The organism is Streptomyces sp. NPDC017225 (genome assembly GCF_044331465.1).
GTDB lineage: Bacteria > Actinomycetota > Actinomycetes > Streptomycetales > Streptomycetaceae > Streptomyces.
The window spans coordinates 1-13,795 of record NZ_JBIRNE010000025.1 but is presented as its reverse complement, the minus strand read 5'-3'; the positions used below and the strand labels follow the sequence as shown (position 1 = coordinate 13,795).

Here is a 13,795-nt window from a genome sequence, read left to right as displayed (position 1 = left end):
TTCTCTGCCATCGACGCCCTGGATGATTTGAATTCGCGAGACAAATAGCAGACACATAGCAGCCCGACGCATCGCGTGATGCGTCGGGCTGTCCCTGTTCGCGTACGGGAGACGGTCAGGCCGCCGCTCCGAGTTCCGCGGTGTCCAGGACGTGGTCGCCCGGCCCGAGGGCGAGGGGTGCGCAGCCGGGGAGTTCCACTGTGGCCGTACAGCCTTCCGGCACCGTGATGTCGGCCGTCATGCCGGTGGCGGTGAGTTCCCAGGACAGTGCGGCCGTCCCGTAGGGAGTCTCGTGGCGGACACGGGCCCAGCTGATGCCGCCGCCCGGGCGGGGGCGGAAGGAAAGCCGGCGGTAGCCTGGGGCGGTGGCGCTGATACCGCCGACCACCCGGTGCAGCCAGTCGGCGACGGCTCCGAGCGCGTAGTGGTTGAAGCTGGTCATGCCGCCCGGGTTGAGGGTGCCGTCGGGCCGCAGGCTGTCCCAGCGCTCCCAGATCGTGGTCGCCCCCATGGTGACGGTGTAGAGCCAGGAGGGGCACTCGGTCTGCAGCAACAGCCGGTAGGCGACGTCGAGGTGACCGTTGTCGGTGAGGGCGTCGCAGATGAGCGGGGTGCCGACGAAGCCGGTGGAGATGCGCGCGCCGTCGGCGAGCACGATCTCGGCGAGGCGGTCGGCAGCCGGTCCGCGCTGTTGCGGCGTGAGCAGGTCGAAGGCGAGGGCGATCGCGTACGCGGTGGCGCTGTCGCTGGTGAGGCGGGCCGAGGGCAGGACGTACCGTCGCCGGAATGCGTCGGCTGCCTCGGCGGCGACTCCCGCGTACCGTTCGCTGTCCGCGTCGAACCCCAACTCCTCTGCGGCCAGGGCGAGATGTCGCGCGGAGTGGGCGAAGTAGGCGGTGGCGACCAGGTAGCGGTCGGTACGGCCTGCGGCCGGGTCGTCCGGTGGGGCGGCAGGGTCGAGCCAGTCCCCCAGCTGGACGCCGGTGTCCCACAGGCGGGTAGGACCGGCGAGGCGTTCGACCAGCTCGACCCACGCCTTGGCCATGGGGTAGTGGCGGCGCAGGAGTTCCAGGTCGCCGTAGCGCTGGAAGAGCGTCCAGGGAGTGAGGGTGGCGACGTCGCCCCATGCGGCACCGGGGTGGATCGGCGTCCACATCGGTTCGCCCGGGATGACGGGGACGTACCAGGGGATCGTGCCGTCCGGGAGCTGTTCGAGGCCGACGTCGGTGAGCCAGGAGTCGAGCAGGCCGGCGCAGTCGTAGAGGAAACTCGCCGTCGGGGCGAAGACCTGGATGTCGCCGGTCCAGCCGAGGCGTTCGTCGCGCTGGGGGCAGTCGGTGGGCAGGTCGACGAAGTTGCCGCGCATGCTCCACACGACGTTCTCGTGCAGGCGGTTGACGAGCGGATCGCTGCACTCGAACCATCCGGTTCGGCGCATGTCCGTGTGGTACACGCGGGCGGTCACCTGACCTGACGTCATGTCGCCCGGCCAGCCGGTGATCTCTGCGTAGCGGAATCCGTGCAGGGTGAAACGGGGCTCCCAGGTCAGTGGTCCCACGCCGGAGAGGACCAGGGTGTCGACGGACGTCGCCTCACGCAGGGGGCGGGTGGCCAGCTCGCCGTCCTGGAGGACTTCGGCGTGCCGCAGGGTGAGGGTGGTCCCGGCCGGTCCGTCGACGGTGACCCGGAGACGGCCGACGAGGTTCTGCCCGAAGTCGAGCAGGTGACGCCCGTCGCCGGTGCGGGTGACGGTGACCGGGGTGACCTCCTCGGTGCAGCGCACGGGCGGTCCGAGAGGAGCGACGAGGGTGCCGGCATCTCGTGCGCCCGTGCGGACCGGCGTCCAGTCCGCCGTGCCGGCCGCGGACGGTGTGGCCCACGCGGGATCGTGCAGGCGGGCGTCGAAGGTCTCCCCTTCGTACAGGCCGCTGGTGAGGATCGGGCCGGGCGCCGCTTCCCAGGTCCGGTCGGTGGCGACGACCTGCGTGGTGCCGTCGTCGTACTCCACCTCCAGTTGGGCGATGAGGGACTGGTCGGTGCCGTAGATGTTGCGGGTGCCGCCGTCGAAGCCGTACTTGCCGCGGTACCAGCCGTCGCCGAGCCAGGCACCGACGGTGTTGGCGCCCTCGGTGAGGTGGGCGGTGACGTCATGGGTGCGGTACCGCAGCCGGTGCGGATAGACGGTCCAACCCGGTGCGAGCGCCTCGTCGCCGACGCGGTGTCCGTTGATCTCCACCTCGTACAGGCCGTGAGCGGTGACGTAGAGGCGTGCGCGGGCAATGGGCCGGTCGAGACGGAAGTCCTTGCGCACGCGGGCGGGGCGGCGCTCGCCCTCGGGTTCCTCGTCCCAGTCGGCGCCCACGGGTACGGCCTGCCAGTCGGCGGCGTCGAGGAGTCCGGCCTCGACGTCTCTCGGTGTGCTCCACTCCGAGGGGCCTGCGGCGTCGGGGGTCCAGGCGCGGACGCGGACGGTGGCGCGTTCCCGGGATGTCAGGGGGTCGCCGGGCCACGGCACGAGGACCTGCTCGGCGCTGTCGACGCGCCCGGTGCGGCGGATGCCGCCACGGCGTTCGAGTTCCAGCTCGTACGACACCTGGCGGCCGGTGCCTGCGGGCAAGGTCCAGGTCAGCCGGGGGGAGGCGACACCGATACCGAGTCCGTCCGGCAGGTGCTCGAAGCTGACCGGGGAGGGCTGAGGGGGGAGCAAGGGGCGACCCTTCTTTCACGTGTGGTCACAGTCGGGAGCGTGACGGGTGGGCGCGGCGAACTCCCCGGAGCCGAGTGCCGGGGAGACGGCAGGCCGGGGCGAGGACCGGGTCAGCCCTTCAACGCTCCCGAGGTGAGGCCCTTCATGACCTTCTGGTTGAGGAAGAGGTAGATCACGAGGGTGCCGAAGACGTTGATGCAGATGGCCGCGAAGAGGGGGCCGTACTGGGTGGCGCCGAAGTCGCCGGTGAAGTTGAGCAGGCCGACCTGGATGGTGCGCAGGTCCTGGTTGTTGGTGAAGGTCAGCGCGATGAGCAGGTCGTTCCAGATGAAGAAGAACTGCACCAGGCCGACGGTGAGCAGGGCGTTGCGCACCAGGGGGAGGCTGATGGTCCAGAAGGCGCGCAGGATGCCGGCGCCGTCGATCGTGGCGGCCTCGAACAGCTCGCGGGGGACGCTGCGGTAGTAGGTGGCCATCATGAAGACGGTCAGGGGCAGGCCCGTGCCGGTGTAGGTGAGGATCAGCGGCCACAGCGTGCCGGACAGGCCGGTCTGGAAGTACACCGTGAACAGGGGCAGCAGGATCATCTGCGGCGGGACCATCATGCCCGCGAGGAAGACCAGCAGAGTGAGGCTGCGGCCCTTCCACACCATGACCTGCAGGGCGAAGCCGGCGGCGGTGCCCATCAGCAGCATCAGCGCGAGCGCGGGGACGACGGCGAGCAGGCTGTTCTGCACGTAGAGGCCGATGTTGCCGGTCGTCCACGCCTCGGTGTAGTTGCCCCACTCCCAGGTGGTGGGCAGGCTCCAGGTGGAGTTGTTCAGGTAGTCGTCGTTGGACTTCAGCGAGGTGAGGAACATCCAGATCATCGGGTAGACCTCGACGACCAGCAGGAGAGCGACGACGACCTTGACCCACAGGCGGCTTCCCGGACGGCCGCGCCGGGCCCGCGGGGCACGCACGGGCGCCTGCCCGGAGCCGCCTGCGGAGGTCTTCACGGGTGTGTCGATGGTGGCCATGACTCTCAGCCCTCCGTGAGGTCGCGCCGCGAGACGCGGTAGACGACCAGGCTCACCAGCAGGCACACGACGGTCAGCAGCAGAGCGATCGTGCTGCCGTAGCCGTAGTCGCTGTAGGTGAACGACGTCTGGAACATGTACAGGGTCAGCGGGGTGGTGCCCGTGCCGGGACCGCCGTTGGTCAACGCGACGATCGAGTCGAAGACCTTCAGCGTGCCGTTGATGCTGAAGATCAGCGAGGACATCAGGACCGGCAGGGACAGCGGCAGCACGATGTGGCGGACCAGCCTGAGCCCCGTGGCTCCGTCGAGGCGGGCCGATTCCAGGACCTCGTCGGGGATGTCGACCAGGCCGGCGAAGAGGAGTACCGCGTAGAAGCCCATGGAGCGCCAGATGTCCATGGCGATCAGGACCCAGAAGGCGCTGCCGGCGCTGCCGAAGAAGTCGATCGAGTCGATGCCCACGGCGTTGAGAAGGGAGTTGACCGGGCCGGTCTGCGGGGCGACCTGGAAGAACTTCTGGAAGAGCAGGCCGACGGCGACGGTGGGCAGCACGACCGGGAAGAACACCAGGGTGCGGACGAGCGCCGAGGCGCGCTTGAGGAAGAAGACGTAGAGCAGCGCCAGGAGATACCCGGCGGCCACCTGCCCGGCGGTGACGACGACGGCGTACTTCAGGGTGAACCAGAGCGCGTCGTGGACGGCCGGGTCGTCGAGGAGGCGGGAGAAGTTGGCGACGCCGTTTCCGGTGAAGCCGTTGATCGTGTTGCCCTTGGTGAAGGAGTACCCGAGTGACCACACCATCGGGACCAGCATGATCAGGGAGTAGACGAGGAGGGCGGGACCGAGCAGGATCGCGATGGCCCTGCGGTCACCGAGTACGCGGTGCATGGGTGGTGTCCACTTTCTTCGGAGGGACGGGGACGGCCCGCGCACGGCGGGGCGGGCAGGAGCGAGCGGGCCGTCCCCGGCCGGTCACTGGGCGGCCAGCGCGTCCTGAACCGTCTGCATGAACTGCTCGGGGCTCGTGCTGCCGCTGACCAGACCCGCCGCGTTCTGCTGGCTGACGGTGGTTGCCTTGGTGCTGAACAGGGCCTCGAACCACAGCACGTTCTGCTTCGAGGCACTGATGGTGTCCCGCACCTGGGTGGTGACCTCGTTCGCGTCCTTGACCTCGGTGTTCACCTTGAAGCCAGAGATGGAGCCGTGGTCCTTCAGCGCGGTGGAGCCGTAGTTCTTCGCGATGCAGGACACCCAGTCGCCGGTCTTCTTGTCGAAGGACTTCGAGGCGAAGGTGATACCCAGGCCGACGTTGGACGGGTACTGGTCCACGGAGCCCTTGCCCCCGGCCACCGCCGGGAAGGGCATGAAGCCGGTGTTCTCCGCGCCGATCTTGTTCTGCTCGTCGTCGGAGATGTTAGCCAGTGCCCAGCTGCCCATGTAGAACATGGCGGCCTTGCCGGTGAGGAACTGGTTCATCGCCGTGTCGTAGTCGATGGACCCGACACCCTTGCCGAAGTAGCCCTTCTTGCCGAGGGCCGCGACCTCCTCGGCGGCCTTCACGTACTCCGGGTCGGTCAGCTTCGCCTTGCCGTCCGCCACCTTCTGCAGGGCATCGGGGCCGAGGCTGCGGTAGAGGTAGCCGCTGATGAGACGGGTGAGCGGCCAGCCCTGCTGACCGGAGGCGGAGAACGGCTGGACGCCCTTCGCCTCCAGCTTCGCCGCGGCCGACACCAGCTCCTCCCAGGTGCCCGGCACCTTGATCCCGTTGTCCGCGAAGACCTTCTTGTTGTAGAAGATGCCCTCGATGTTGTACTCGTACGGCAGGACCTGGAGTTCCCCGCCGTACAGGGCCTTGATGGTGGAGACGGCGGCCGGCTCCAACTGGTCGAGAACGCCCAGCTCCTTGAGCTTCGCCTCCAGGTCCGCGACCTTGCCGGACTTGGCCAGCTGCTGGGTGAGCGCCGGGGCGTTGCCCGCCGCGAACTGCACCGGCAGCGCGTCCTGGCCGGCCAGCAGCTGGAGCTTCTGGTCCAGGCTCGCCTGCGGAACGGTCTCCACCTTCAGCGGCAGAGCGTCGTTCGCGGCCTTGCACTCGCCCTTGGACATGGTGGTCAGCGCCGTCTTCACGGTGGTGTTCTCGGTGACGCTCAGGTAGTCGAAGTTCTCGGGGGCGGAGGAGGAGCCGCCGGCCCCGCTGCCGCCGCACGCGGTGGCGAGCAGCGCGAGCGAGGCGGTGCCGGCGGTGAGCAGGCTCAGTCGCGCACGACGGGCGCGGGAGGTACGAAGGGGCACGAAGGACTCCCAAGGATCATGACGAGCGGGGCGAGGTGCGGGAAACAGCGCCAGGGGCGTAGTACGGGGCCCGGCAGCACGCGGGCAGCGACCCGGCAGAGCCGTGTAAAACGTTCTTCACAGCGAGTGGGCAACACCCTGCACCGCTCCCCCGCCACCGTCAAGACACAAGCAGGTAACACCGTGGTGATCAACGAAGGGCTTGACGGACAGCGGGGAGTAACGTGTAGACCGTTACACCAACGACTACTTACTTCGGGACGTGGACCATGGACGGGGCTTCCGCAGCCAAGCCGAACAAGCGCGTGACCATCACCGATGTCGCCCGGCACGCCGGGGTGTCCACGGCCGCCGTCTCCAAGGTGATGCGCAATGCCTACGGCGTGAGCGAGGCCATGCGGGAGAAGGTCCAGGCGGCCATCGCCGACCTGGGCTACCGTCCGCACGCGGCGGCGCGAGGGATGCGCGGCCGGACCTACACCATCGGCGTACTGCTGGACAACGTCCGCAACGCGTTCTTCGCCGACATCCTCGACGGCATCCGGGACGAACTCCGCCACACCGACTACACGGTGCTGATCGGCGCGGCCGGCTTCGACCCCGAGGAACAGGCCAGGACCATCCGTTCCCTGGTGGACCGGCAGATGGACGGACTGATCCTCATCGCCCCGGGGACACCGCGCGCGGAGGTGCTGGACACGGCCGCTTCGACACCGACCGTGGTCATCGGGCACCACGACGCCTCCGACACCTACGACTCGGTCGTCGACGCCGACGACCTCGGCGCCGGTCTGGTGGTGGATCACCTGGTCTCGCTCGGCCACCGTGACATCGCCCTGGTCTCGGCCCCGGGCACCCGGGCAAACAAGTGGAAGCGCACTCCGGAGGCCGTGCTGAGCGAGGGCTATCTGCACGCGATGCAACGGCACGGACTCGACCGGTTCGCGCGGGTCCACCACACCGCCTACTCCGACGACGGCGGCTTCAAGGCGGGCATGACATTGCTGACGGCCGACCGTCCGCCGACCGCCGTGATGACCGGTGCGGACGTCGCCGCACTGGGCGTATACCGCGCGGCGCACGAACTCGGGCTGCGCATCCCCCGGGACCTGTCGCTCGTCGGCTACAACAACACCGCGCTCGCCGCCCTGGCCCCCGTGCAACTGACCAGCGTGGACCAGGCGGGGCACACCATGGGCTCCGCCGCCGCCCGGATGCTCGTCGAGCGCGTCGAAAACCGAAGGGACAGAGCCATGCAGACCACGATGACCCCCCGTCTGGTGGTGCGCTCCACCACCGGCGCGCCGCAGGGACGCTAGGCCGTGGACCGGCGACCGACCGCCACTCCCCCAGCTCACCGCGAACGTGACTCCGACGGAGCGACGGCGGTGGCCGGACCTGTCGGCCGCCCACATCCCCGGGTCGGCATCAAGGACGTGGCGCGGGAGGCAGGCGTCTCGCTCGGTACGGTCTCCAACGTCCTCAACCGGCCCGAGATCGTGTCCGAGGGAACGCGCTCGCGCGTCCTGGAAGTGATCGACTCCCTCGGCTACGTCCGGGCCGAGGGCGCCCGGCAGTTGCGCGGCTGGGCCTCCCGGGTGATCGCCGTCATGGTGCTCGACATGGCGAACCCGTTCTTCACCGCGCTCGCCTCCGGGGTGGAACAGGCCGCCCGTGAGGCGGACCTCGGCGTCATGGTCTGCACGGGCGCCCACGATCCGGCAGAGGCGGCACGTCACCTGTCGCTGATCACTTCGCACCAGGTCCGCGGTGCCGTGCTGGCCTCCGGCGAAGGAGTCGGGCGCACCGTCGCGGCCTTCCGCCGCAACGCCGTGCCCTTCGTCGTGGCCGACCAGTACGCGCCCCAGCCCGCGGCATGCTCCGTCGGCATCGACGACGTGGTGGGCGGACGGGCCGCGGTACGGCACCTGCTCGAACGGGGCCACCGCTCCCTCGCCTACGTCAGCGGCCCCGACCGCCTCCAGCAGGTGAGGGACCGCCGCCGCGGCGCCCTCACCGCGATCAGCGAGTCCGGCCTGCCGTCCACCGCGCTGAGAGAACTGTCCTGCGACACCCTCACCGTGACGGCCGGCAAGGACGCCGGGCACCGCATCCTCGGCCTGCCCGAGCGGCCCACCGCCGTCTTCTGCGCCAACGACCTGCTCGCCCTCGGTGTCCTGCAGGCCCTGTACGAGGCCGGTCTGAGAGTGCCGGACGACATCGCCGTGGTCGGGTACGACGACATCGAGTTCGCCGCGTCGGCCGTGGTACCGCTCACCTCGGTGCGACGACCGGCATCCGCTATGGGACGGCAGGCCGGCCGACTGCTCATCGAGGACACGGCCCACGGAGTCAGGCACACGCACCGCCACGTCGTGCTGCAACCCGAACTGGTCGTACGCCGGTCGACCATGGCGGCTCCCGCTCGCTGAGCGGGTCGGCTCGGGGCCGTGGGGAGCGATGACGGGTACGGCATGGAAAACGAGCACGGCGAAACTCCGGCCGACGGTACGGGAGGGTCGACCGCGGAGACGATGATCATCTCCGGCTGTCGGATAGAGACGTCGAGCAAGAGCGCACCGACGGGCCCCGTCCGAGCATGCGTCCTGCCGGCCGGCCCTGCCCACCCCCACCGTCATTCACTTTACGGATGGATTCCATCCATAACGTGAATAGGGCCCTCCGTTCACGTGCGGGGCCTCGCTCATCCCACGGTCTCGTCGGCCATCCGCCTGCCGACCCGGGCTGCCGTCTCCCGCAGCCAGATGTGCGCCGCGTCGTGCGTGTGCACCGGGTGCCACCACAACGCCTCCCGCAGCGGCACCGCCTCGTAGGGCGGCTCCACCACGCGCACGGCGGCGAGTGGCGCGAGGAGCCGGGCCAGGCGGGCCTGGATCAGGGCGATGCGCCGGGTTCCGCTGACCAGCAGCGGCATGATCTGGAAGCTGTCCACGGAGACCTCGACCCGGGGCTCGATGCCCAGCATGCCGAGCTGGCGCACCGCCGGGGCGTCGTAGGTGCGCTGGTAGGTCACCCAGGGCAGCCGGGCCAGGTCCTCCCGGGTCAGCCGGTCGTCGACGCTCGGGTGGTCGTCGGCGACGAGGAAGACCCACCGGTCCTGGTAGAGGTCGGTGGCGGGGAAGTCGCTGATGACGCCGTGCGGCATGAGCAGGCCGTCGGTGGTGCTCAGCAGGGTGTCGGTGGCGTCCACCACGGTGGTCGGCGTCTGCGCGAAACGCAGCCGGATGCCGGGGGCCTCCTGGTGCACGACCCGGGCGAGTTCGGCGCCGAAGACGGCGACCGCGTAGTCGGACGCCACGAGCTTGAACTCACGGCTCTCCTTGGCCGGGTCGAAGTCCGCCTGGCTGGCGAAGAGCCGTTCCAGCAGGTCGTAAGCGGTGGACGCGCGGTCGAGGAGGACCTGCCCGAGGGCGGTGAGTTCGTAGTGGCCGCCGACCCGGGCCAGCAGGTCGTCGTCGAAGTGCCGGCGCAGGCGGGAGAGCGCCGCGCTCATCGCCGGCTGGCTGAGGCCGACGCGCTGTCCGGCGCGGGTGACGTTGCGCTCTTCGAGGAGAGCGCGCAGGGCGACGACGAGGTTGAGGTCCAGGCGACTGAGATTCACGGCGGCTTTTCTCGTTGTTCGGCGGTGACCTGCGGAAATTCGACTCATGGATGACTGTCATCCACGGAATCTATTTCCCTGATCGCGGGTGGCGAGTCCAGATTAGTGCCATCGCAATCAGGAGGACATGTCCGTGAAACCTGAAGCCGCGTCCGCCCTCTTCGCCGGACCCTTCGCCCTCGCCACCCTTTCGGCCCTCGACGGGGCCGCCTTCCCTGCTCTCGTCACCTCCGACGCCCAGGTGATCGACCTGCGGGACGCCCTGGACGACGCCGACCTGAGCGTGCGGGACCTCCTGGACGACTGGGAGGCGGTGCTGCCCCGGTTGACGGCCCTGGCCGGCGACAGCGCGCCACGACGCGCGCCCCTGGCGGACTTCCGGGTGCACGCACCGGTCGAGCCGCGCCAGGTGTTCCAGTCCGGCGCCAACTACCGGCAGCACGTCATCGACCTGCACGTCGCGCACCGCGCGCCCGGTGACGACCGGCCGGAGGCAGAGCGGCGCGCGGAGGCAGCCGAGATCATGGACCGGCGGGCCGCCGAGGATCTGCCGTACGTGTTCATCGGGCTGCCGAGCGCGATCACCGGTCCCTACGACGACGTCGTGCTGCCGTCCTGGGCGAAGAAGCCCGACTGGGAGCTGGAACTGGCCGCGGTGATCGGCCGCCCGGCCCACCGGGTGTCCGTCGAGGAGGCCCTGGGCCACGTCGCCGGCTACACGATCGCCAACGACCTGACCGACCGCGCCACCGTCTTCCGCCGGGACATGCCGCAGATCGGGACCGACTGGCTGCGCAGCAAGAACGCCCCGGGCTTCACGCCGCTCGGACCCTGGATCGTGCCCACCGCCTCGATCGCGAACCCGGGCGACCTGCGCCTCAACCTGAAGCTCAACGGCGAGACCATGCAGGACGAGTCGACCAAAGACATGATCTTCGACGTGGCGCGGATGGTCTCCTACGCCTCGCAGACCGCCCGCCTCCTGCCCGGTGACCTGGTACTCACCGGCTCCCCGGCGGGCAACGGCATGCACTGGGGCCGGCTGCTGCGCGACGGTGACGTCATGGACGGTTCCATCACCGGGCTCGGTGCCCAGCGCACCCGATGCGTGGCGGAGGCGGCTCGATGACGCTGGACCGCACCGACCCCGAGGGCTCGATCGCCCGGACCGCGAAGGCGTGCTCCAACTGGAACCGCTGGGGCGAGGACGACGTGCTCGGCACGCTCAACTTCCTCGACGAGGCCAAGCGCCGCGAGGGCGCCGCCCTGATACGGCGGGGTACTAGTTTCTCCCTGTCCCAGCGCTTCGACATCGACGGCCCGCAGAAGGGCTGGCGCAAGCGCACCAATCCGGTGCACACCATGCTGGACACCGGCACGGACGCGGCCCTCGGCAACCAGGGCCTGCCGCACGGCATCGGCGGCGCCGACGACGTCATAGCGATGCCGCTGCAGTGCTCCACCCAGTGGGACGGGCTCGGGCACATCTTCGACCACGGCAAGGCGTGGAACGGGCGCCCGGCCGAGCAGGTCGTCACCTCCGACGGCGACCAGGTCACCGGCATCGAGCACATGGCCCCGCACGTCGCCGGACGCGGAGTGCTCCTGGACGTCGGCCGGGTCGTCGGTGAGGACGGTGAGCTGCCGGACGGCTTCGCGATCACCGAGGAGCACCTGGCCGCGACCGCCGAGGCGCACGGTGTGCGGGTGGGGCGCGGCGACATCGTCCTCGTCCGCACCGGCCAGCTCGCCCGGGTGCGCCGCGACGGATGGGGCGACTACGCCGGCGGGCCCGCGCCCGGGCTGTCGTTCACCACGGCGGGCTGGCTGCACGGCAGCGAGATCGCCGCGATCGCCACCGACACCTGGGGCTTCGAGGTCCGCCCGAATGAGTTCGAGCACGCCTTCCAGCCGCTGCACCAGGTCGCCATCCCCCACATCGGCCTGCTGATCGGCGAGATGTGGGACTTGGACGCCCTGGCCGAGGACTGCGCGGCCGACGGGGAGTACGCCTTCTGGCTCACCGCCGCACCCCTGCCCATCACCGGGGCCGTCGGCTCACCCGTCAACCCGATCGCCGTCAAGTAACCAGCGGAACAAGGGAGTTCCCCATGAGCAAAGCCCGTAAAGTCCTGGTGATCGGCGGGGGCGCGGCCGGCAATGCCGTCACGATCCTGCTGCGCCGCGCCGGGTACGCGGTGGACCTGATCGAGGCCAAGGACGACTGGAACGCCACCGCCGGCTCCGGCATCACCCTCCAGGGCAACGCCCTGCGCGTCCTGCGCGAACTCGGCGTCTGGCAGCAGGTGGAGGCATCCGGATACGGCTTCGGCTCGGTCGGCATCACCGCCCCCGACGGCACCGTCCTGCACGCCCAGGACGACCTGCGCACCGGCGGCGACGACCTGCCCGCCACCGTCGGCATGCAGCGCCCCCGGCTCCAGCAGATCCTCATCGACGCCGTGCGCTCCAGCGGCGCCACAGTCCGCCTCGGCACCACCGCCGAGATCCTGGACCAAGACGCGGACGGTGTCTCCGTGCGCCTCTCCGACGGCACCGAGCACCGCTACGATCTCGTGGTCGCCGCCGACGGCCTCGGCTCCCGCACCCGCGCCGCGATCGGCATCACCAACAAGCCGGAACCGACCGGCATGGCCATCTGGCGCATCGCCGCCCCGCGTCCGGCGGGCGTCGTCCGTACCGACCTCGCATACGGCGGCCCGGCCTACATCGCCGGCTACTGCCCCACCAGCGAGACCACCCTGTACGCGTACGTCGTAGAGGCCAACCGTGACCGCGCGTCGATCCCGCCGGAGTCGTACGCCGACGAGATGCGGCGCCTGATCTCCTCCTACGGCGGCCACTGGCCGGAGATCACCGAGCACATCACCGACCCGGCGAAGGTCAACTACACCTGGTTCGACCGGCTGCTGGTCGAGGGCTCCTGGCACCGCGGCCGGGTCGTCCTCGTCGGCGACGCCGCACACTGCTGCCCGCCCACCCTCGCCCAGGGCGCCGCACTGTCCCTGGAGGACGCCTGGGTGCTCGCGCAGATGCTGACCGGGACCGACGACTGGGACGACGCGCTGTTCCAGGCGTACTACGAGCGGCGGATCACCCGCGTCCGCCCGGTCGTGGAGGCGTCCGTACAGATCGGGCAGTGGCAGCTCGACGGGGTGCGCGACGCGGATGTGCCCGGCCTGATGGGCCGCACCATGACCCTGCTCCGGGAGTTGCCGTGACCGCCGAGAACGCGCCCACCGCCGTGACCGCGGCGAACGCGCCCACCATCGACGTGCACGCCCATGTCCTGCTGCCCGAGGTCGAGGCGCTCGTCGCCGGCCTGCCCGGCCACGCCGAGGCCAAGGAACTGGACGCCCGCCGCAACGGCCCCGCCGCCCTCGCCGTCAGCGGCCCCATGGTCCGCGAGCGCATCCCGCGGCTGACCGACGCCGCCGTGCGCCTGGCCGCGATGGACGCCCAGGGCGTGGACGTGCAACTGGTCAGCCCCTCCCCCTCGCACTACCACTACTGGGCCGACGAGGACACCGCCGAGAAGCTGTACCGGCTCGCCAACGAGGCCACGGCCGCACACTGTGCAGCCGCCCCCGACCGACTGCGCGGACTCGGCCTGGCCCCGCTCCAGCACCCCCAGCAGGCGGTCCGGGCCCTGGACCACGCCCTGGAGCAGGGCCTGGACGGGGTGGAGATCTCCAGCCACGCCCCAGGACGCGAGCTGTCCGACCCGGCCTACGAGCCCTTCTGGACCCGGGCCGGGGAGACCGGCGCGCTCGTCTTCCTGCACCCCTTCGGCTGCACCCTGGACGAGCGGCTGGACCGGTGGTACCTGTCCAACACGGTCGGACAGCCCACCGAGAACGCCGTCGCGCTGTCCCACCTGATCTTCTCGGGTGTGCTCGACCGCCACCCGGGGCTGACCCTGATCGCCGCGCACGGCGGCGGGTACCTGCCCACCCACATCGGCCGCTCCGACCACGCCTGGTCGGCCCGCTCCGACGCGGGCGCGGGCTGCGCGCACCCGCCCAGCAGCTACCTGAAGCGGCTGTACTTCGACTCGCTCGTCCACGACCCGCACGTACTGCGGGAGTTGATCCGGGCCGCCGGGGCGGACCGCGTCCTGCTCGGCTCTGAC

At 70.3% G+C, this 13,795-nt stretch carries 11 protein-coding genes; 6 read left to right on the top strand and 5 right to left on the bottom strand.

The genetic code is table 11. The features are described from left to right. Window positions 1-115 precede the first annotated feature (115 nt). The 4 genes from ACH4NX_RS33990 to ACH4NX_RS33975 form a co-directional block, all read right to left on the bottom strand. Entirely contained in the window at window positions 116-2,707 is a 2,592-nt protein-coding gene (locus tag ACH4NX_RS33990) for a family 78 glycoside hydrolase catalytic domain (protein ID WP_398129779.1), read from the bottom strand. A 110-nt stretch (window positions 2,708-2,817) separates the two neighbouring features. Continuing rightward, window positions 2,818-3,726: a carbohydrate ABC transporter permease gene (locus ACH4NX_RS33985; protein WP_398129778.1), complete on the bottom strand. Its 909-nt coding sequence runs from the start codon at window positions 3,724-3,726 to the stop codon at window positions 2,818-2,820. 5 nt (window positions 3,727-3,731) lie between these two features. Next, window positions 3,732-4,616 carry a carbohydrate ABC transporter permease gene (locus ACH4NX_RS33980; protein WP_398129777.1) on the bottom strand — a complete coding sequence of 295 codons (885 nt, stop codon included), beginning with the start codon at window positions 4,614-4,616 and terminating at the stop codon, window positions 3,732-3,734. Between the two features lie 84 nt (window positions 4,617-4,700). Beyond that, window positions 4,701-6,020: an ABC transporter substrate-binding protein gene (locus tag ACH4NX_RS33975; protein ID WP_398129776.1), complete on the bottom strand. Its 1,320-nt coding sequence runs from the start codon at window positions 6,018-6,020 to the stop codon at window positions 4,701-4,703. A gap of 269 nt (window positions 6,021-6,289) precedes the next feature. On the opposite strand from ACH4NX_RS33975, the gene ACH4NX_RS33970 reads away from it, so the two are divergent. Both ACH4NX_RS33970 and ACH4NX_RS33965 read left to right on the top strand, forming a co-directional pair. Continuing rightward, window positions 6,290-7,339, top strand: a complete 1,050-nt coding sequence (locus ACH4NX_RS33970; RefSeq protein ID WP_351400075.1) for a LacI family DNA-binding transcriptional regulator — start codon at window positions 6,290-6,292, stop codon at window positions 7,337-7,339. Window positions 7,340-7,408: 69 nt separating this feature from the next. Then, window positions 7,409-8,452: a LacI family DNA-binding transcriptional regulator gene (locus tag ACH4NX_RS33965; RefSeq protein ID WP_398129775.1), complete on the top strand. Its 1,044-nt coding sequence runs from the start codon at window positions 7,409-7,411 to the stop codon at window positions 8,450-8,452. 272 nt (window positions 8,453-8,724) lie between these two features. Here ACH4NX_RS33965 and ACH4NX_RS33960 read toward each other — a convergent pair whose 3' ends face one another. Next, window positions 8,725-9,642 carry a LysR family transcriptional regulator gene (locus ACH4NX_RS33960; RefSeq protein WP_351017640.1) on the bottom strand — a complete coding sequence of 306 codons (918 nt, stop codon included), beginning with the start codon at window positions 9,640-9,642 and terminating at the stop codon, window positions 8,725-8,727. 127 nt (window positions 9,643-9,769) lie between these two features. Between ACH4NX_RS33960 and ACH4NX_RS33955 the strand changes: the two genes are divergently transcribed. From ACH4NX_RS33955 to ACH4NX_RS33940, 4 genes are all read left to right on the top strand, one after another. After that, window positions 9,770-10,771 carry a fumarylacetoacetate hydrolase family protein gene (locus tag ACH4NX_RS33955; protein ID WP_351400079.1) on the top strand — a complete coding sequence of 334 codons (1,002 nt, stop codon included), beginning with the start codon at window positions 9,770-9,772 and terminating at the stop codon, window positions 10,769-10,771. Continuing rightward, on the top strand, window positions 10,768-11,730 hold the full coding sequence (locus ACH4NX_RS33950) for a cyclase family protein (protein ID WP_351400081.1): 963 nt from the start codon (window positions 10,768-10,770) through the stop codon (window positions 11,728-11,730). The genes ACH4NX_RS33955 and ACH4NX_RS33950 overlap by 4 nt, the downstream gene beginning before the upstream one ends. 23 nt (window positions 11,731-11,753) lie before the next feature. Then, complete coding sequence (locus ACH4NX_RS33945; protein WP_351400083.1) at window positions 11,754-12,884, top strand: FAD-dependent oxidoreductase; 1,131 nt, start codon at window positions 11,754-11,756, stop codon at window positions 12,882-12,884. Next, a partial coding sequence (locus ACH4NX_RS33940) for an amidohydrolase family protein (RefSeq protein ID WP_398153380.1) occupies window positions 12,881-13,795 on the top strand: 915 nt, incomplete at its 3' end. The genes ACH4NX_RS33945 and ACH4NX_RS33940, both read left to right, overlap by 4 nt.

Excerpts from the sequence above, each read along its gene's own strand:
- ACH4NX_RS33970 (WP_351400075.1), top strand. The coding sequence starts at position 6,290 with ATGGACGGGGCTTCCGCAGCCAAGCCGAACAAGCGCGTGACCATCACC.
- ACH4NX_RS33955 (WP_351400079.1), top strand. The coding sequence starts at position 9,770 with ATGTCCGTGAAACCTGAAGCCGCGTCCGCCCTCTTCGCCGGACCCTTC.
- ACH4NX_RS33950 (WP_351400081.1), top strand. The coding sequence starts at position 10,768 with ATGACGCTGGACCGCACCGACCCCGAGGGCTCGATCGCCCGGACCGCG.
- ACH4NX_RS33945 (WP_351400083.1), top strand. The coding sequence starts at position 11,754 with ATGAGCAAAGCCCGTAAAGTCCTGGTGATCGGCGGGGGCGCGGCCGGC.
- ACH4NX_RS33985 (WP_398129778.1), bottom strand. The coding sequence starts at position 3,726 with ATGGCCACCATCGACACACCCGTGAAGACCTCCGCAGGCGGCTCCGGG.
- ACH4NX_RS33980 (WP_398129777.1), bottom strand. The coding sequence starts at position 4,616 with ATGCACCGCGTACTCGGTGACCGCAGGGCCATCGCGATCCTGCTCGGT.